The following is an 18,928-nucleotide window of genomic DNA, read 5'->3' as shown; positions in this document are numbered from 1 at the left end:
CTTCCGAACAGGACACTAAGTCGACAAGTGGCGCACGTTCAACGAACACGCCGAACCTCCCGTTTTTCTTTTCACCCTATGTGATCACCCGTAGCGCTGACCAACCAGGGTGCTGGCCAGGCCAAATGCGCGTCAACTGCCCGACACCGCAGGGGCGGTGGGTGCACTCACGTCGAAGTGTCCCGCTTTGGGAGCGGCTTTCATGAGAGCGGCGAGGACTCTTGCCTTCGCCGGACCTTCTTCACCGCTGCCCCAGACCACCGTGCGCCCCCGGGTGAGTTCCAGGGAGATCGAGTCGTACGAGGTGACCCGTACGGCCTTGGTGTCCTTCGCGACGCCGGCCGGTAGTTCGCCTGCGACCCGGACCGCTTCCTGCACCAGCCGGGCACTGCCGAAGCGGCGCAGACTCGCGGACTGACCGGGCGTCAATTCCAGCAGCGGTACATGCCCGGGCGATTTGTCCACCGTTGCGAAGCGCACGCCTTTCGCGTCCACTTCAATGAACTTTGCGCCCTTTTTCACCAACAGGACCGGCTGTCGTTCGGTTACCTTAAGTCCGATTCCGTGCGGCCATGACCGTACGACATCCACCGAGTCGATACGAGGCAACTTCTGGCGCAACCGGTCGGCGATGGCGTCGGTGTCCACGGAGATCAGCGGGGCGCCGATCGGTACCGCCGCGGCGGCTTCCACCTCGGCCGGTGTCAGTACGTCGACACCGGTGATCCTGACCTGTTCGGCCCGGAGCCAGGAGGAGCCGTAGAGCGCCCAGACGGCCCCGGAGGCGAGCAGCAGCACGAGCACACCGATCACGATCAGCTGTCTGCGGCTGGGCAATCTGCGCCCTTCGGGGCGCGGACGCGGCGGGCGGGCCGGGGAGTCCTCCCGCTGCGCTGCACCGCGCTGGGCGGTCGTCGGTCCGGCCACGCTCGCTCCTTATGCCGGGTCCGGGGGCCACCGCTCCCGGACCCGTCCGCCTCACGCGTTGCGGCGTGCGGCAATCGCCTCGTACACCATGCCGACGAGCAGGTCGTCGGCGTCCCGGCGGCCGAACTCGGCGGCGGCACGGGACATCTCGTACAGCCGGTGCGGATCCGCAAGCACCGGCAGGACGTTGCCCTGCACCCACTCGGGGGTGAGCGCCGCATCGTCCACCAGCAGACCGCCGCCGGCGTTGACCACCGGCTGGGCGTTGAGCCGCTGTTCACCGTTGCCGATGGGCAGCGGTACGTAGGCGGCGGGGAGCCCGACGGCGGAGAGTTCGGCGACGGTCATCGCACCCGCGCGGCAGAGCATCATGTCAGCCGCCGCGTACGCGAGATCCATCCGGTCCACGTACGGTACCGGGATGTAGGGCGGCATCCCGGGCATGTTGTCGACGCGCGGCAATTCGTTCTTCGGGCCGACCACGTGCAGGATCTGGATCCCGGAGCGCTGCAGCAGCGGGGCGACCCGCTGGACCACTTCGTTGAGGTGGCGGGCGCCCTGCGAGCCGCCGGAGACCAGCAGCGTCGGCAGGTTCGGGTCGAGGCCGAAGGCGGCACGCGCCTCGGGGCGGACCCGGGCCCGGTCCAGGGTGGCGATGGTCCGGCGGAGCGGGATGCCGATGTAGCGGGCACCACGCAGCTTGCTGTCGGGGGTGGAGACGGCGACCCCGTGGGCGTACCGCGAGCCGATCTTGTTGGCCAGGCCCGGCCGGGCGTTGGCCTCGTGGACGACGATCGGCACACCGGCCCGTTTGGCGGCGAGATAGCCGGGCAGGGCGACGTAGCCGCCGAAGCCGACCACGCAGTCCGCGTTGGTGCGTTCCAGGACCTGCTCGGCGGCCTTGATGGTGCCGCGCAGCCGTCCCGGGACGGTGATCAGTTCCGGGGTGGGCTTGCGCGGCAGCGGCACGGCCGGGATCAGGGCGAGTTCGTACCCCCGCTCGGGTACGAGCCTGGTCTCGAGTCCGCGCTCCGTGCCGAGGGCAGTGATTCCCACGGTCGGGTCCTGCCTGCGCAGGGCGTCCGCGAGGGCAAGCGCGGGCTCGATGTGGCCGGCGGTCCCCCCACCGGCGAGTACGACATGCACCGAAATTCACCGCTCTCCGGACGGACGCTTCTTGACGCGCCGTCTCATCGTCTTCCATCTCACCCCGGGCCTCCGCATGGCCAGGGCCGCCTTCGCTGCGGGATCCTCTCGCGCGAACGCGATCAGCAGCCCGACGGCGAACATGGTCGGCAGCAGGGCCGATCCTCCGTAGGAGAACAGCGGGAGCGGGACACCGGCGATCGGCAGCAGGCCGAGCACCGCACCAATGTTGATCACGGCCTGCACCGTGATCCAGGTGGTCACACCTCCCGCGGCATACCTCACGAAGGGGTCCTCCGTGCGTCCGGCCACGCGGATACCCGCATAGCCTAGAGCCGCGAAGAGGGCGAGTACCGACAGCGTCCCCGCCAACCCCAGTTCCTCCCCGGTGATGGCGAAGATGAAGTCGGTGTGCGGTTCGGGCAGTTGGCCCCATTTTTCCACACTTGCACCGAGCCCGGAACCGAACCATCCACCGGACGCCAGAGCATAGATGCCGTGCACGGCCTGCCAGCAGGAGTCCCCCGGGCCGGGTTCGCTGGCGCCGATGCAGGCGAGCCTGGACATCCGGTTCGGGCTGGTCTTGATCAGCACGAAGGCGATCACTCCGGCGAAGGCGAGCACCCCGGCGAAGAGCCGGGTGGGGGCCCCGGCCAGCCAGAGCAGTCCGAACAGGATCGCCGTGAGAATGATCGCAGTGCCCATGTCGCCACCGAGCATGATCAGCCCGAGGAGCATGAAGGCGACCGGGACGAGCGGTACGAGCATGTGCTTCCACTGCGTGAGCAGCCGTCTGTCCTGTTTACGGGCGAGCAGGTCCGCGCCCCACAGGACCAGGGCGAGCTTCCCGAACTCGCTGGGCTGGAGCTGGAAGGGGCCGCCCAGATAGAGCCAGTTCTGGTTGCCGTTGACCGACATCCCTATCCCCGGCACCTGGACCAGCACCATCAGGAAGACGGTTCCCATGAGCAGCGGATAGGCGAACGCCCGGTGCAGTTTGGCGGGCATCCGGGCAGCGAGCGCCATCAGTCCGGCGCCGATGACGGCGGCGAGGAACTGTTTGCGGAAGAAGTAGGTGCCGGGTTTGTCCAGCTCCAGGGCCTTGATCATCGAGGCGGAGTAGACCATCACCAGGCCCAGCACGGTGATCAGCAGGCCGGCGCCCAGGATCAGGTAGTACGCGGTCAGAGGGCGGTCCCAGGCCCGGCGTGCCTGCTCGTACATCCGCCGCACACCGCCGCCGCGGGGGGACCGGGGGCCGCCGGAACGCCCCTTGGATCGTGGCGCCGAGGGGCGCCGGGAGCCGGTGACCGACCGGACCCGCAGAGCGGGGCCGAGGGGCACCGGGGAGCCCGCACCCGCGAGCAGGGGCGGGGTGAGCGCCCGGCTGATCGCCGCGGTGGCCCGTGAGCGGTCCCCACGGAGCGCGGCGGAGCTCTCTTCGGCCGGCATTGTCGCTGTCCCCTCCACTGCTCGTGCCCGGGGCTGCTGCCGAGGGCCGGGGCCCGTGGCGCGGCCGCCCGCACCCGGTCGTCCGGGACAGTACGGCGCGGGGGCCGGGCCCGTCAGTCGCTCTCGGCGGCGAGTGCGCGGACCGCGTCCGCGAACGCCTCGCCCCGCTTGTTGTAATTGACGAACATATCCATCGAGGCGCAGGCCGGGGCCATCAGTACGGTGTCCCCCGGACGGGCGAGCCGTGCCGCCTCGCGGACCGCCTCGGACATCGCCCCAGTGTCGGTCCGGTCGAGGTCGACCACCGGGACCTCGGGGGCGTGTCGCGCGAGGGCTTCGCGGATCAAAGCCCGGTCGCGGCCGATCAGTACGACGCCCCGCAGCCGCCCGGCTGCCCCGGTCACCAGCTCGTCGAAGGTGGCTCCCTTGGCGAGGCCGCCGGCGATCCAGACGATCGGGTCGTAGGCCGCGAGGGAGGCCTCGGCGGCATGGGTGTTGGTGGCCTTGGAGTCGTCGATGTACGCGACCCCGGCGACGTCCGCGACATGCTCGATGCGGTGCGGGTCGGGGCAGAAGGCCCGCAGTCCGTCCCGTACGGCCGCGGGCTCGACACCGAAGGCACGGGCCAGGGCCGCGGCCGCCAGGGCGTTGGCGATGTTGTGCGGGGCCGGCGGGTTGACGTCGGTGACCTCGGCGAGCTCCTGGGCCTGCTTCTGCCGGTTGGCCACGAAGGCGCGGTCGACGAGGATGCCGTCGACGACGCCCAGTTGGGACGGGGCCGGTGCGGCCAGCGTGAAGCCGATGGCGCGGCAGCCCTCCTCGACGTCGGCCTCGCGGACCAGGTCCTCGGTCGCCTTCTCCGCCGCGTTGTAGACGCAGGCGACGCGGTTGCCCTCGTAGATCCGGCCCTTGTCCGCGACGTACGCCTCCATGGAGCCGTGCCAGTCGAGATGGTCCGGGGCCAGGTTGAGGACGGCTGCGGAGTGGGCGCGCAGCGAGGGCGCCCAGTGCAGCTGGTAGCTGGACAGCTCGACAGCGAGTACGTCGTACTTCTCGTCGCCGAGGACGGCGTCGAGGAGGGAGACGCCGATGTTGCCGACAGCGGCGGTGCGCAGCCCGGCCGCCTCCAGGATCGAGGCGAGCATCCGGACGGTCGTGGTCTTGCCGTTGGTGCCGGTGACCGCGAGCCAGGGTGCTGGTTCTCTGCCGTCCTGACCGCGCAGCCGCCAAGCGAGTTCGACGTCGCCCCAGACCGGGACGCCCGCCTCGGCGGCTGCGGTGAAGAGCGGCTTGTCGGGCTTCCAGCCGGGGGTGGTGACGATGAGCTCGGTGGACTCGGGCAGGGTCGCCCCGTCGCCGAGGCGCACGGTGATGCCCTGCGCCTCCAGCTCCGCGGCCTGCGCACGGGAACGCTCGTCGTCCCCGTCGTTGACCACCGTGACGACGGCCCCGAGGCCGTGCAGCACCTTGGCCGCCGGGATTCCGGAGACCCCGAGTCCCGCGACGGTGACGCGCTTGCCCTGCCAGTCCTGGTTGCTCACTTCTCGGCTGCCCATCCTGCGTAGAAGAGACCGAGTCCGACGATCACGCACATGCCCTGGATGATCCAGAAGCGGACCACGACAAGGACTTCGGACCACCCCTTGAGTTCGAAGTGATGCTGGAGCGGCGCCATCCGGAAGACCCGCTTACCGGTCATCTTGAAGGAGCCGACCTGGATGACCACGGACATGGTGATCATCACGAAGAGGCCGCCGAGGATGGCCATCAGGAACTCCGTGCGGGAGCAGATCGCCAGGCCGGCGAGCGCGCCGCCGAGGGCGAGCGAGCCGGTGTCACCCATGAAGATCTTGGCGGGCGAGGTGTTCCACCACAGGAAGCCGAAGCAGGCACCCATCAACGCGGAGGCGACGACCGCCAGGTCGAGTGGATCGCGGACCTGGAAACAGGCGTTGGGGTTGGTCAGGGTGTCCGCGTTGACGCAGGACTCCTGGAACTGCCACAGCCCGATGAAGGTGTACGCGCCGAAGACCATCACCGACGCACCGGTGGCCAGACCGTCCAGACCGTCCGTCAGATTCACGCCGTTGGACATGGCGAGGATCATGAACAGCGCCCAGACGACGAACAGCACCGGGCCGATCGACCAGCCGAAGTCCGCGACGAACGACAGCTTGGTGGAGGCCGGGGTGTTGCCCTGCTTGTCCGCGAACTGGAGCGAGAGGACGGCGAAGGCGATGCCGACGATCAGCTGGCCGGCCATCTTCGCCTTGGCCCGCAGGCCGAGCGAGCGCTGCTTGACGATCTTGATGTAGTCGTCGAGGAAGCCGACGAGACCCATGCCGGTCATCAGGAAGAGCACCAGCACACCGGAGAAGCGCATCTCGTCGCCGGTGATCAGCTTCGCCGCAAGGTACGCGATGATCGTCGCCAGGATGAAGGCAATACCGCCCATGGTGGGCGTGCCCTTCTTGGACCCGTGGGTGCGCGGGCCGTCGTCCCGGATGAACTGCCCGTATCCCTTGCGGGCCAGCAGCTTGATCAGCAGCGGAGTTCCGACCAGGGTCAGGAAGAGCCCGATGGCCCCCGCGAAGAGGATCTGCCTCATCGGCCGGCGACCTCGCCCTCGGACGCGTTCTCCAGCAGTGCCATGGCGACCTGCTCCAGGCCGACCGACCGGGACGCCTTCACCAGCACGACGTCTCCCGGGCGCAGTTCACTGCGCAACAGGTCGACGGCAGCCTGTGCGTCGGACACGTGCACCGACTCCTCACCCCACGAACCCTCGTTGTATGCGCCCAGTTGCAGCCAGGAGGCTTCTCTGCCCCCGACTGCGACGAGCTTGCTGACGTTGAGCCGGACGGCAAGCCGCCCGACCGCGTCGTGCTCGGCGAGCGAGGCGTCGCCGAGCTCGGCCATGGGGCCGAGCACCGCCCACGTACGCCGGCCCTTCCCCATGGCGGCCAGCGCGCGCAGCGCTGCTCTCATGGATTCGGGGTTCGCGTTGTAGGCGTCATTGACGAACGTCACGCCGTCCGGACGCTCGGTGACCTCCATGCGCCAGCGGGAGAGGGTGCCCGCCTCGGAGAGCCCTTCGGCGATCTCGTCTGCGGACAGGCCCAACTCATGGGCGACGGCGGCCGCGGCGAGCGCGTTCGACACGTGGTGCTCACCGTACAGGCGCATGGTCACGTCGCTGCACCCGGTGGGTGTGTGGAGCTTGAAAGTGGGGCGCCCGTCGTCGGTGAGACGGACATTCTCTCCCCGTACGTCCGCATCCGCGGCTTCACCGAAGAGCAGCACACGGGCTTTCGTACGGGAGGACATGGCGCGCACGAGCGGGTCGTCGGCGTTGAGTACGGCGAGGCCGTCCTCGGGCAGGGCCTCGACCATCTCGCCCTTCGCCTTGGCGATCTGCTCGCGGCCGCCGAACTCTCCGATGTGGGCGGTGCCGACGTTGAGGACGAGGCCGATCCGGGGCGGGACGAGGCCGGTGAGGTAACAGATGTCGCCGATGTAGCGTGCACCCATTTCGAGGACGAGGTGCTGGGTGTCCTCCGTGGCACGCAGTGCCGTGAGCGGCAGGCCGATCTCGTTGTTGAGGTTGCCCTCCGGGTAGACGGTGGGCCCCTTGCGTTCGAGGAGCTGGGCGATGAGGTCCTTGGTGGAGGTCTTGCCCGCGGAGCCGGTGAGGGCGACGACGGTGGTACCGAGGCGGCCGACGACGGCGCGGGCGAGCGCGCCGAGCGCGGCCACGACGTCGTCGACGACGATCGCCGGAACGCCGACGGGGCGGGCGGCCAGCACGGCTGCCGCGCCCGCCTCGACGGCGCCCTGCGCGAAGTCGTGGCCGTCGGCCCGCTCGCCGGTGAAGGCGACGAACAGGCTGCCTTGCTTCACCTCTCGGGAGTCCATGACGACAGGCCCGCTGACGGTCGCTGCCGGATCCGGTATGTCGTACGACTGCCCGCCGACGATTTCGGCGATCTCGGCGAGGGAAAGGGCGATCACTTGGTCATCCCTGACTGTTGTTCTCGTGGGTGTGGGCGCGGTGGGCGGCGCTCTCGGTGCTCTGTCCCAGGGACCGCTCGATGGCCGCGCGCAGAACCACGCGGTCGTCGAAGGGGCGTACCACGCCATGGATGTCCTGGCCCTGCTCGTGGCCCTTGCCGGCGATCAGCACCGTGTCACCGGGCTCGGCGCGGGCGACCACGGCTGCGATGGCGGCGGCCCGGTCGGCGTCGACCAGGACGTCGCCCCGCTCGTGGACGGGCACCTCGGCGGCGCCCGCGAGCATTGCGGCGAGGATTCCGAGGGGGTCCTCGGAACGGGGGTTGTCGGAGGTCAGTACTGCGGTGTCGGCAAGGCGGGCCGCGGCGGCGCCCATCGGCCCGCGCTTGGTGGTGTCGCGGTCGCCGCCGCAGCCGAGGACGATGTGCAGCCTGCCCTCGGTGACCTTCCGCAGGGAGCGCAGCACGGATTCGACGGCGTCGGTCTTGTGTGCGTAGTCGACGACCGCGAGGTACGGCTGTCCGGCGTCGACGCGTTCCAGGCGGCCGGGGACGCCCGGAACGGCGGCGACACCGTCGGCTGCGGTCTGCGGGTCGAGGCCCGCTACGGCGAGCGTGACGACCGCGGCGAGGGTGTTGGCGACGTTGAACGGGCCGGGCAGCGGGGCCCTGGCGGCGATCCGCTCGCCCTTGGGGCCGACGACGGTGAAGGTGGAACCCCGCGGCCCGACTTCGACGTCCTCGGCGCGCCAGTCGGCGTCCGGGTGGCCCTCGGCGGAGAAGGTCACGACCGGGACGGATGCCTCCGTGACCAGCCTGCGGCCGTACTCGTCGTCGAAGTTGACGACGCCCTGCTGGCTGCGCAGCGGGGTGAAGAGCTGCGCCTTGGCCTGGAAGTAGTCCTCCATTCCGGAGTGGAACTCCATGTGCTCCGGGCTGAGGTTGTTGAAGACCGCGACGTCGAAGACACAGCCGTCGACCCGGCCGAGCACCAGGGCGTGGCTGGAAACCTCCATGGTCACCGAGTCGACGCCGCGTTCGCGCATGACGGCGAACAGCGCTTGCAGGTCGGTGGCTTCGGGGGTGGTGCGCTCGGACTTGATGCGCTCGTCGCCGATCCGTGTCTCCACGGTGCCGATCAGCCCGGTGGCACGCCCGGCGCCCCGGAAGCCGCCCTCGATGAGGTAAGCGGTGGTGGTCTTGCCGGAGGTTCCGGTGATGCCGATCTGGAGGAGGTCGGCGCCGGGCCGTCCGTAGATCTCGGCAGCGAGTTCGCCCATCCGGCCGCGCGGGTCCTCGGTGACCAGCACCGGCAGTCCGGTGGTGGCGGCGCGCTCGGCGCCGGCCGGGTCGGTGAGGATCGCCGTCGCGCCGAGGCCGGCAGCCTGGGCCGCGAAGTCGGCGCCGTGGAAGCGGGCGCCCGGCAGGGCCGCGTACACATCGCCGGGGCGGACCGCCCGCGAGTCGTGGGTGATGCCGGTGACCTCGCCGGTTCCCGGCGGTTCGACTCCCAGCCGGGCTGCCAGCTCGCCGAGGGGCGTCGGCCTGAGCCGATCCGGGCGGGGCGCTCCCGGGTAGTTCACAGGGGCGTCCTTCTGGGTGGTTTGGAACTGATCAGCGTGGGGCACGGCGGTGAGCGTACCGGGCCCACCCGGCCTCTCGCGAAGTGAGGGGGCGGGGGTCTGGTGGTTCCCGTTCCGGTTCCCGGGATCGGGGGTGATGGTTGTCACTGGCTGGTTTCCCCGTGTTCACTCGCCGGGTTTGAAGGACACCGGCAGCCGGGCTGGCTTGCTGCCGGACGGTGGGGTCTGGAGGGTCTTGAGTGCGAACTCCATGACCTGCTTGTAGATCGGTCCGCAGATCTGGCCGCCGAAGTAGCTGCCCTTGGTCGGGTTCTGGATCGCGCAGTAGACGGTGATCTGCGGGTTGTCGGCGGGTGCGAAGCCCGCGAAGGACGCGGTGTAGCCGTGGTAGCCGCCGCGTACCGGATCGACTCGGTTGGCCGTACCGGTCTTGCCCGCCACCCGGTAGCCCGGGATCTTCGCCTTCGTCCCGGTGCCTTCCTCGTCACCGACCACCGACTCCAGCATGGCGGCGAGCGACTTGGCGGTCTTCTCGCTGACCACCCGGGTCCGTTCGGGGGCTGCGGCGGCCTTGAAGCGGCCGTCGGGGCCCTTGGTGCCACGTACCAGCGTGGGCGCGACGCGCACCCCGCCGTTGGCGATCGTCGAGTAGATGGAGGCGGCCTGCATGGCGTTGAGCGAGAGGCCCTGGCCGAACGGGATCGTGTACTGCTGCGAGGTCGACCAGTCCTCGGGCTTGGCGAGGATGCCGGGGGTCTCGCCCGGGTAGTCGAGACCGGTCGGCGAGCCGATCCCGAATTTGCGCAGGTAGGAGTAGAGGACCTTGTTGGCCTCGGCCTGGGTCTTGCCGAGCTCTCCGGTGGCCAGGATCGTGCCGATGTTGCTCGACTTGGCGAGTACACCGTTGAGCGTCAGGTACCAGGTGGGGTGGTCGATGTCGTCCTTGAAGAGCCGGTCGCCGCGGTGCAGCCGGTTGGGGACGGTGACATGGGTTCCGGGGGTGGCGGCCCCCTCCTCCAGCACGGCTGCCATGGACATGACCTTGCTGGTGGAGCCGGGTTCGTACACGTCCTGGAGCGCCGCGTTTCCCAGCGACGCCGCATCGGCCCGCGAGAGGTCGTTGGGGTCGAAGCCGGGCGCGTTGGCCATGGCGAGGACCTCGCCGGTCCTGGTGTTCTGCACGATCACATAGCCGCGGTCCGCCTTGGACTTCTTCACCTGGTCGGTGATGGCCTGCTGGGCGGCCCACTGGATGTCGCGGTCGATGGTCAGCTCGACGTCGGACCCGGCGACGGCCGGGACCTCCTTGGTACCCGCGGTGGGTACCCGCCGGCCGCCGGACTGGGCATACTTGATCTTGCCGTCCTCGCCCGCGAGCTCGTTGTCCAGCTGCGATTCGAGGCCGCCTGCGCCCTTGCCGTCGGTGTTGACATAGCCCAGTATCCCGGCGGCGAGCTCTCCGTTCGGGTAGACCCGCTTGGTCGTCGACTCCTGGAAGACCCCGGCCAGCACATTGGCTCCGGCGCCGCCGGCCGCCTTGTCCTTCGCGGCCTTCTCGGCGAAGACGGACTTGAGGTCCTTGATCTGATTCCAGACCTGCGGGGTCTGGCGGCGGGCCAGGACGGTGTAGCGGCCCTTCTTGGACAGCTTCTCGGTAAGTTCGGAGGCGTCGGCACCGAGGATCGGGGCGAGGAGCGCCGCCGCCTGCTGGGGCGCGTCGGGGGCCTTGCTGATTTCCGGCGTGAACATCGACGGGTCGGCGGTGATGTCGTACGCGTCGACGCTGGTGGCCAGCGCGATACCGCTGCGGTCGGTGATCTCGCCGCGCTCGGCGGAGATCGTGTAGCTGAGGTAGCGGTTCTCCTTGGCCTTGGCCGCGTACGCGTTGGCGTCGACGGCCTGGACCTGGAGGAGTCGGACGACGAACGTCAGCATGACGAGCGTCAGGGCGAGACTGACCAGGCGTAGCCGGGGACGCGGGCTGCCGAGGCGGAGGGGGCGCGCGGGCCGGCTGCGGGGCGTGCGGGCGCGCGGTGCCGGGGACGACGGGCGGCGGGCGGCGGGCCGGGGGCGTCCCTGGCCGCCTGCGGAGCTGCGGGGGCGCGCGGGGCCGGGGACCCGGCGGCGCGGTGGTTCCTTGGAAGGCACTGCGTCACCTGCTGGGGCTCGTCGAGGGCTGGTTGGCCGGGGCACGCGGCGCGGCGGGCGGGGCCGCGGAGGTGCTGGGCTTCACGGCGGCGCCCGAAGGGGTGGCCGACATCGAGGGAGAGGGCGAGCCGGCGGCCGGCGCCGAGGCGGCGGACGGTGCGGTCGCGGGGGGCGCCTGGGAGGTTCTGGGCTTCTGCGGCGGCGTTGCGGGGGTCGGCTCGGCGCTGGCCTCGGCGGCTACGCCGCGGACCTTACCGTCCGGATCGAGAAAGGCGGGGCTGCCGCCGGGCACCATGCCCAGCTTGCGGGCGCGCCGCTCCAGGGCGTCCGGCTCGGAGTAGCTGTCGACGTCGCGCTGGAGGGCCTGCTGCTCGTCCGTGAGCTCCGTGGTCCGCTTCTTCAGCTCGCTCAGCCTGAACGATCCTTCGTTGAGGGCCGAGTTGAGGACCAGAAGCGTGATGAGCCCGCCGCCGAGGAGCAGCACGACCAGCAGGACGAAGGGCGTCCGGGCCGCGTTGCTCGGCCCGGACGGCATCAGCCGGGCGAGCCGCGCCGCCCGCCCTTTCAACTGCCCGGCCGGTTTGCTCACCACGCCGCCCCGGGTGTCGCCGGTGTCCGGGTTCCCGGACGCCGGACACTCATCGTTCCTCCTCGCGGATCCGCTGGGCGCCGCGCAGCCTGGCGGGGGCGGCACGCCGGTTCTCGGCGATCTCCTCCTCCGTGGGCAGCTCCGCGCCGCGGGTCAGCAGCTTCAGCCGGGGCTGATAGCGCTCGGGCACGACCGGCAGTCCGGGCGGCGCCGTGGTGGCGGCGCCCGCCGCGAAGACCTGCTTGACCAGCCGGTCCTCCAGCGAGTGGTACGAGAGGACGGCGATACGGCCGCCGACCGCGAGGCTCTGCACGGCGGCCGGAATGGCCCGCTCCAGGACGGTCAGCTCGCCGTTGACCTCGATGCGCAGCGCCTGGAAGGTGCGCTTGGCAGGGTTGCCGCCGGTGCGCTTGGCGGCCTGCGGCAGCGCGTCACGAATCAGCTCGACGAGCCGGGCGCTGTTGCTGAACGGCTCCTTCTCGCGCTCGCGCACGATCGCGGAGACGATTCGCTTGGCCTGCTTCTCCTCGCCGTACGCCCGCAGGATCCGTACCAGTTCGCCCGGCGGATACGTGTTGAGCACCTCGGCCGCACCGATGCCGGTCGTCTGGTCCATGCGCATGTCGAGCGGGGCGTCCTGGGCGTACGCGAATCCGCGGTCGGCCTCGTCCAGCTGCATGGAGGAGACACCGAGGTCGAACAGGACACCCTGGACCTTGGGGATGCCGAGTCTGGCGAGTACCTCGGGCAGTTCGTCGTAGACCGCGTGCACCAGGGTGGCCCGGTCTCCGTACGGGGCGAGCCGCTCGCCGGAGAGCCGCAGTGCCTCCTTGTCACGGTCCAGCGCGATCAGCCGCGCGGAGGGGAAGGCGGAGAGCAGCGCCTCGCTGTGTCCGCCGAGGCCGAGGGTGCAGTCGACCACCACGGGCTGCGGCGGGCCGGGCGCCTCCAGAGCCGGTGCCAACAGGTCCAGGCACCGCTGGAGCATCACCGGGACGTGTCGGGTCTGGCTCATGCGCCCTCTCAGGCTCAGGTCCCGCGTGGCTGCACGTACGGCCTGGTCCCCGCCCGCTCAGAAGGGGAGGTCGGCCGGCGCCGGGGAAGGGGCGTCGGTCGACCGGCGAGCGGGAGAGGGCCGGACCGTACGCACGCCGCACACACGGGGGAAATCTACGGAATGTGCAGGGTGTCGGTAACTTCCCGTCACTTTAGTCCACCCTGCCATTCGATCGATTCCCGATCAATCAGCCGGGCAGCGCGTCGCCCTGCCCGCCGTTCACCCGGTCGAATGGACAGCTGTGAGGCTTGTGGGTTACCTCACAACAAGTCTCGTTGACGTTCTTTGTCCCTTCTCACAGCACGACGGGGCCAGAGGTGAGAGCTAACGTCATATCCATGTCGACTTCCGCGCACTCTCCCGTCGAGCTTTCCGTGCCCGCTGCCGACCCGGCCCGCACCGGGGGCACCGTCACCGACCGCCTCGTCGAGGCGAACGTCCGGTACGCCGCCGAATTCGACGACCCGGGCATGGACGCCAAGCCGGTGCTGCGCGTCGCCGTGGTCGCCTGCATGGACGCGAGGCTCGACCTGCACGACGCACTCGGTCTGTCGCTCGGCGACTGCCACACCATCCGCAACGCGGGCGGCGTGGTCACCGATGACGTGATCCGTTCGCTGACCATCAGCCAGCGGGCTCTCGGCACCCGCAGCGTCATACTCATTCATCACACGAACTGCGGCCTGGAATCGATCACCGAGGAATTCCGCCAAGAGCTGGAGGTGGAGGTCGGTCAGCGTCCGGTCTGGGCGGTCGAGGCATACAAGGACGCCGACCAGGACGTACGGCAGTCGATGCAACGCGTGCGCACCTCGCCGTTCCTGCTGCACACCGACGACGTCCGCGGCTTCGTCTTCGATGTGACCAGCGGCTTGCTGCGCGAGATCCTTCCCGTCTCCTGACCACCCGGACGGGTGTTCGTCGGGAACCGATAACCCCACCGACCCCGACATATCGCCCCCACTTGTCCACAGGCGAGTGACACGAAGCGGTAACGGCAACAAGAATGCGCATGTGGCATCCCGCCGGACGTTTCCGGAGGGGTGTCCGTGTTTCGGGGTGGGCCGGCCGCTGCATGCGCGTCGGCCCGTGGATGGGGTATCCCCTGCTCCTGGTGAGCGTGGGGCAGGGCCGAGGAGGGCCGGGTGACGACCTATGACGATCGAGCGAGCCTCACAGATCTGACCACGACTGCGGAGCGGGTGCGCAGGTCGGTGGAGAGCGTGATCGAAGGCAAGCCTGAGGTCGTACGGCTTTCGCTGACCGTGCTGCTGGCGGAGGGGCATCTCCTCATCGAGGATGTCCCCGGGGTCGGGAAGACAATGCTGGCCAAGGCGCTGGCGCGGTCCATCGACTGCTCGGTGCGGCGCATTCAGTTCACACCGGACCTGCTGCCTTCGGACATCACCGGTGTGTCCATCTTCGACCAGCAGCGGCGCGACTTCGAGTTCAAACCGGGCGCGATCTTCGCCCAGATCGTGATCGGCGACGAGATCAACCGGGCCTCGCCGAAGACCCAGTCGGCACTGCTGGAGTCGATGGAGGAGCGCCAGGTCACCATCGACGGGCACACGTACGAGCTGCCCGACCCGTTCATGGTGGTGGCCACCCAGAACCCGGTGGAGATGGAGGGCACCTATCCGCTGCCCGAAGCCCAGCGCGACCGGTTCATGGCCCGGGTGTCGATCGGCTATCCGAGTGCGGACGCCGAGCTGCAGATGCTCGATGTGCACGGCGGGACCTCGCCGCTCGACGATCTGCAGCCGGTGGCGCACGCTCACGACATCGTGAAACTGATCGACGCCGTACGAACGGTCCATGTGGCCGACGCCGTGCGGCGGTACGCGGTGGAGCTCGTCGGGGCCACCCGCAGCCATCCCGATCTCCGGCTCGGCGCCTCGCCGCGAGCCACCCTGCATCTGCTGCGCGCGGCGAAGGCCTCCGCGGCGCTGAGTGGCCGGGACTACTGCCTGCCGGACGATGTGCAGGCGCTGGCGGTCGCGGTGCTCTCGCACCGGCTGCTGCCGACGGCACAGGCCCAGCTGAACCGTCGTACCGCCGAGCAGGTCGTGCTGGAGATCCTGCAGCAGACTCCGGTACCCACCGCCGGCGGCGGTGCCGCCCAGGTGCAGCCCCAGCACCAGCCGGGCCGTCCGGTGTACAGCCGGCAGCAGCCCGGCGTACGGCGGGTGTGATGACCTCCGGGGGGCCGGCCGCGATGGACGACGGCGACGACAAGGGCGGTCTGCGGGCCGCTCTGAGCGGGCTGACCACGCGCGGGCGGTCCTTCCTCGCGGCCGGTATCGCCGCGGCGATCTGCGCGTATGTGCTGGGACAGGCGGATCTGCTGCGGGTCGGGCTGCTGCTCGCCGCGCTGCCACTTGTCTGTGTCGTGGTGCTCGTCCGCACCCGTTACCGGGTCGCGGGCACTCGGCGGCTCTCGCCGTCCCGGGTGCCCGCGGGCACGGAGGCGCGGGTCCATCTGCGCATGGAGAACGTGTCGCGGCTGCCGAGCGGGCTGCTGATGCTGCAGGACCGGGTGCCCTATGTGCTCGGGCCGCGGCCCCGGTTCGTGCTGGACCGGGTGGAGGCGGGCGGCCGTCGCGAGGTCTCCTACCGGGTGCGGTCGGATCTGCGCGGGCGCTATCCGCTGGGGCCGCTGCAGCTGCGGTTGAGCGATCCGTTCGGGATGTGCGAGCTGACTCGTTCGTTCAGCGCGTACGACACCCTCGTCGTCATTCCGCGGACCGAGCCGCTGCCGCCGGTACGGCTGGCGGGCGAGGCCTCCGGGTACGGCGAGGGACGGCAGCGTTCGCTGGCGCTGGCCGGTGACGACGACGTGATTCCGCGCGGCTACCGGCACGGCGACGATCTGCGCCGGGTCCACTGGCGCTCCACTGCGCGCTACGGCGAGCTGATGGTGCGCCGCGAGGAGCAGCCGCAGCGGGCCAGGTGCACGGTGCTGCTGGACACCCGACGGATCGCCTATCAGGGGACGGGGCCCGACTCCGCCTTCGAGTGGGCGGTGTCCGGTGCGGCATCCACGCTGGTGCACATGCTGGAGCGGGGCTTCGCGGTCCGGCTGCTGACCGACGACGGGAACGCGGTTCCGGGCGAGGGCGAAGGAGGCTTCGCCGGATCGACGCAGGAGTCCGCCGACTCCGCGGGGCTGATGATGGACACCCTGGCGGTGGTCGATCACTCCGACGGGGGCGGTCTGTCACGTGCGTACGACGTGCTGCGCGGCGGCAACGAAGGGCTGCTGATCGCGTTCTTCGGTGATCTGGACGAGGAGCAGGCGGCGGTGGCGGCCCGGATGCGGCAGCGCAGTGGCGGCGCCGTCGCGTTCGTACTGGACAACACGGCCTGGGCGCAGGGCGCCGTCGCGCCCGCGGGGGCGGACACGGCGTTCGAACGGCGGCTGCGGCTGCTGCGCGAATCGGGCTGGACGGCGGTGGCGGTGGCGCCGGGGACCGGTCTCGCCCGGTATTGGCAGCAGGCGGGACACCAGGGCCTGGCGACGCAGTCCGCTGCCGTCGGCGGCACCACAGGTGGCACGACAGGTTTCTCCGGGGGATGGTCATGAGCGGTCGTGGTCGGCTGACGCTGTGCGCTTTCGCGGCGACGCTGATGGCGGCGGGCTCGATGCTGCCGCTGGTCGAGCCCGCCGGGTGGATCCTGCAGGCCGCGTTTCTGCTGGCGGTCCAGAGCGGGATGGGCGCGCTCGCCCGCCGGGTGCCCATGCCCCGGATGCTGATCGTCGCGGCGCAGACACTGGTCACGCTTGTTCTGCTGACGATGGTGTTCGCCAGGACTCAGGCGTTGGCCGGTGTCCTGCCGGGTCCGGAGGCCGTCCAGCGGCTCGCGGCTCTGCTGACGTCGGGCGCCGAGGATGTCGGGAGGTACGCCGCTCCGGCGCCCGTGACGGACGGCATCCGGCTGATGCTGATCGGCGGTGTGCTGCTGGTCGGCCTGGCCGTGGACGCCCTCGCTGTGACGTTCCGCAGCGCGGCCCCGGCCGGTCTGCCGCTCCTCGCGCTGTACTCGGTGGCCGCGGGACTTTCCGAGGGCGGAGCGGACTGGCTCTGGTTCCTGCTCGCGGCCGGTGGCTATCTGCTGCTTCTGCTGGCCGAGGGCCGGGACCGGCTCTCCCAGTGGGGGCGGGTCTTCAGCGGCGCGGCCGGCCCCGCCGGCGGACCGGCGGTCGGTGCGGCGTTCTCCGGCAGCCGCCCGACGGCCCCGGTCCGCACCGGACGCCGCATCGGCGCGCTTGCGCTGGGGATCTCACTGGTCGTACCGGCGGCGCTGCCCGCGCTCGACAGCGGTCTGCTGGCCGGTACGGGCGACACGAACGGCAAGGGGAGCGGCGGAGGCACCATCTCCGCGGTCAACCCCCTGGTCTCGCTGCAGAACAATCTGAACCAGCCGGAGAACCGCGAGGTGATGTCCTACCGCACCGATTCCGGTGACCCGCAGGGCTTCTATCTGCGGATCCTGGCCCTGGATCAGTTCAACGGAAGCGAGTGGCGGCCCTCCACGCGCAGTCTGAAGGATGTACCGAAGCGGCTCCCGACCCCGGACGGCCTCGGCCCGGACGTCCTGGCCACGGAGATCAGGTCGAACATCTCCGCTTCCCGTTCCTACCAGCAGACCTATCTGCCGCTCCCCTACCCCGCCACCGAGGTCAGGATCGGCGGGCGCTGGCGGTACGAGCCGATGGGGCGGACGCTCGTCGGTGACCGCGGGGAGACGACCCGCGGTGCGCAGTACCAGGTCTCCAGTCTGATGGTCCAGCCGACCGCCGACCAGCTCGCCGCGGCAGGCACCGCGCCGGCCGCTCTGCAGCGCGAGTACACCAGTGTCCCCGACTCCCTGCCGAAGGTGGTCAGGCAGACCGCGGACAGGGTGACGAAGGGCGCCGCCAACAACTACGAGCGGGCGGTGAAGCTGCAGAACTTCTTCGCCTCGGAAGGCGGCTTCACCTACGACACCTCGGTGAACTCGGGCACCGGGAGCGCGGCGATCGGCCGGTTCCTGAAGGACAAGCGGGGCTTCTGCGTCCACTTCTCGTTCACCATGGCCGCGATGGCGCGGACGCTGGGCATTCCGGCCCGGGTCGCGGTGGGCTTCACTCCCGGCACTGCGCAGCCGAACGGTTCGGTGTCGGTGGGGCTGCGCGATGCTCATGCCTGGCCCGAGCTGTATTTCGAGGGCATCGGGTGGACCCGTTTCGAACCGACCCCGACGCGGGGCACCGCCCCGTCCTACACCCAGTCGGACGCCCCCGCCGGCGGCACGTTCGACCCGGCCCAGCCGGAGAAGGGCGCCTCGGCCGCTCCGACGGTCGCGCCGTCCGTCGCGGACAGCTGCCCGGCCCAGATGCGCAAGCAGGGCGAGTGCGGCAGCTCGGCGGTGCCGGGGGTAGCGGCTCCGACGGATTCCGGGACGCCGACAGGCACCGTCCTCGGGCTGGTCCTGGCCGCCCTGGTGATCCTGGCACTGCCATTGCTGCCAATGCTCTGGCGGGTTCGGGCGCGCAGGCGCCGGCTGAGTTTCTCCACCGGGCGTACGCCGGCTGATGCTACGGCCAGAACACTGGCGGCCTGGCAGGAGATCATCGACACGGCGTGGGACCACGGCATCGAGCCGGATGACTCCCGGACCCCGCGCAAGGCGGCGGCCCGGGTGGTGCGGCTGGGGCAGCTCGGCCCCGACGAGGCCGCCGCGGTACACCGCGTGGCGGGGGCGGTGGAGCAGGTGCTCTACGCGCCGGAGCCCCGGTCGGGTACCGGGCTCGCCGAGGACGTGGAGACGGTGCGCGCCGGACTGCGGGCGTCGGCCGGGCGGTTCGCCCGGATCCGCGCAGTCGCGGCACCACGCTCGGCCGTTCGGGTGATCTGGGCGGCCTCGGACCGCTGGGCGGCGTTCACCGGCAGGTGGGCGGCGCGGTGGGGCCGGGACCGGTGGACCGGTTGGCTGCGACGGCCTTCCCGCCAGCAGGGGTGACGGGGCCGGC

At 70.6% G+C, this 18,928-nt stretch carries 14 protein-coding genes; 4 read left to right on the top strand and 10 right to left on the bottom strand.

Annotated elements, in window-relative coordinates:
* Nucleotides 1-132 precede the first annotated feature (132 nt).
* The 10 genes from NRF20_RS32745 to rsmH form a co-directional block, all read right to left on the bottom strand.
* Complete coding sequence (locus tag NRF20_RS32745) at nt 133-927, bottom strand: cell division protein FtsQ/DivIB (RefSeq protein WP_398629629.1); 795 nt, start codon at nt 925-927, stop codon at nt 133-135.
* Between the two features lie 51 nt (nt 928-978).
* Nucleotides 979-2,073: an undecaprenyldiphospho-muramoylpentapeptide beta-N-acetylglucosaminyltransferase gene (gene murG, locus NRF20_RS32740; RefSeq protein WP_398629630.1), complete on the bottom strand. Its 1,095-nt coding sequence runs from the start codon at nt 2,071-2,073 to the stop codon at nt 979-981.
* Between the two features lie 6 nt (nt 2,074-2,079).
* Complete coding sequence (ftsW, locus tag NRF20_RS32735; protein WP_398629631.1) at nt 2,080-3,525, bottom strand: putative lipid II flippase FtsW; 1,446 nt, start codon at nt 3,523-3,525, stop codon at nt 2,080-2,082.
* A 113-nt stretch (nt 3,526-3,638) separates the two neighbouring features.
* The gene (murD, locus tag NRF20_RS32730) at nt 3,639-5,066 is read right to left on the bottom strand and encodes a UDP-N-acetylmuramoyl-L-alanine--D-glutamate ligase (protein ID WP_398629745.1); all 1,428 of its coding nucleotides are present in this window, start codon (nt 5,064-5,066) and stop codon (nt 3,639-3,641) included.
* Nucleotides 5,063-6,133 (bottom strand): phospho-N-acetylmuramoyl-pentapeptide-transferase, encoded by a 1,071-nt coding sequence (gene mraY, locus NRF20_RS32725; protein WP_398629632.1) that lies wholly within the window; start codon nt 6,131-6,133, stop codon nt 5,063-5,065. Before mraY ends, murD begins: the two co-directional genes overlap by 4 nt.
* Entirely contained in the window at nt 6,130-7,536 is a 1,407-nt protein-coding gene (locus tag NRF20_RS32720) for a UDP-N-acetylmuramoyl-tripeptide--D-alanyl-D-alanine ligase (protein ID WP_398629633.1), read from the bottom strand. The genes mraY and NRF20_RS32720 overlap by 4 nt, the downstream gene beginning before the upstream one ends.
* 4 nt (nt 7,537-7,540) lie before the next feature.
* A complete protein-coding gene (locus NRF20_RS32715) occupies nt 7,541-9,265 on the bottom strand; it encodes a UDP-N-acetylmuramoyl-L-alanyl-D-glutamate--2,6-diaminopimelate ligase (RefSeq protein ID WP_413753793.1) in 1,725 nt (574 codons plus the stop codon).
* Nucleotides 9,266-9,283: 18 nt separating this feature from the next.
* Complete coding sequence (locus tag NRF20_RS32710; protein ID WP_413753792.1) at nt 9,284-11,266, bottom strand: penicillin-binding transpeptidase domain-containing protein; 1,983 nt, start codon at nt 11,264-11,266, stop codon at nt 9,284-9,286.
* Nucleotides 11,267-11,270: 4 nt separating this feature from the next.
* A complete protein-coding gene (locus tag NRF20_RS32705; RefSeq protein ID WP_398629746.1) occupies nt 11,271-11,855 on the bottom strand; it encodes a septum formation initiator family protein in 585 nt (194 codons plus the stop codon).
* Nucleotides 11,856-11,904: 49 nt separating this feature from the next.
* Nucleotides 11,905-12,870 (bottom strand): 16S rRNA (cytosine(1402)-N(4))-methyltransferase RsmH, encoded by a 966-nt coding sequence (gene rsmH, locus NRF20_RS32700; protein WP_398629636.1) that lies wholly within the window; start codon nt 12,868-12,870, stop codon nt 11,905-11,907.
* A 380-nt stretch (nt 12,871-13,250) separates the two neighbouring features.
* Between rsmH and NRF20_RS32695 the strand changes: the two genes are divergently transcribed.
* The 4 genes from NRF20_RS32695 (at nt 13,251) to NRF20_RS32680 (ending at nt 18,918) form a co-directional block, all read left to right on the top strand.
* A complete protein-coding gene (locus NRF20_RS32695) occupies nt 13,251-13,814 on the top strand; it encodes a beta-class carbonic anhydrase (RefSeq protein WP_398629637.1) in 564 nt (187 codons plus the stop codon).
* A gap of 243 nt (nt 13,815-14,057) precedes the next feature.
* Nucleotides 14,058-15,107 carry an AAA family ATPase gene (locus NRF20_RS32690; RefSeq protein ID WP_413753791.1) on the top strand — a complete coding sequence of 350 codons (1,050 nt, stop codon included), beginning with the start codon at nt 14,058-14,060 and terminating at the stop codon, nt 15,105-15,107.
* Nucleotides 15,107-16,498, top strand: a complete 1,392-nt coding sequence (locus tag NRF20_RS32685; RefSeq protein WP_413753790.1) for a DUF58 domain-containing protein — start codon at nt 15,107-15,109, stop codon at nt 16,496-16,498. The genes NRF20_RS32690 and NRF20_RS32685 overlap by 1 nt, the downstream gene beginning before the upstream one ends.
* The gene (locus tag NRF20_RS32680) at nt 16,495-18,918 is read left to right on the top strand and encodes a DUF3488 and DUF4129 domain-containing transglutaminase family protein (protein WP_413753789.1); all 2,424 of its coding nucleotides are present in this window, start codon (nt 16,495-16,497) and stop codon (nt 18,916-18,918) included. The genes NRF20_RS32685 and NRF20_RS32680 overlap by 4 nt, the downstream gene beginning before the upstream one ends.
* The last annotated feature ends 10 nt before the right edge of the window (nt 18,919-18,928 follow it).

The sequence above is a fragment of the Streptomyces sp. R-74717 genome, assembly GCF_047305335.1.
Classification (GTDB): Bacteria; Actinomycetota; Actinomycetes; order Streptomycetales; family Streptomycetaceae; genus Streptomyces; species Streptomyces atratus.
Note: the sequence above shows the minus strand (reverse complement) of the source record. Positions and strands in the feature narration are given on the sequence as shown.

Excerpts from the sequence above, each read along its gene's own strand:
- NRF20_RS32680 (WP_413753789.1), top strand. The coding sequence starts at position 16,495 with ATGAGCGGTCGTGGTCGGCTGACGCTGTGCGCTTTCGCGGCGACGCTG.
- NRF20_RS32695 (WP_398629637.1), top strand. The coding sequence starts at position 13,251 with ATGTCGACTTCCGCGCACTCTCCCGTCGAGCTTTCCGTGCCCGCTGCC.
- mraY (WP_398629632.1), bottom strand. The coding sequence starts at position 6,133 with ATGAGGCAGATCCTCTTCGCGGGGGCCATCGGGCTCTTCCTGACCCTG.
- NRF20_RS32685 (WP_413753790.1), top strand. The coding sequence starts at position 15,107 with ATGACCTCCGGGGGGCCGGCCGCGATGGACGACGGCGACGACAAGGGC.
- rsmH (WP_398629636.1), bottom strand. The coding sequence starts at position 12,870 with ATGAGCCAGACCCGACACGTCCCGGTGATGCTCCAGCGGTGCCTGGAC.
- ftsW (WP_398629631.1), bottom strand. The coding sequence starts at position 3,525 with ATGCCGGCCGAAGAGAGCTCCGCCGCGCTCCGTGGGGACCGCTCACGG.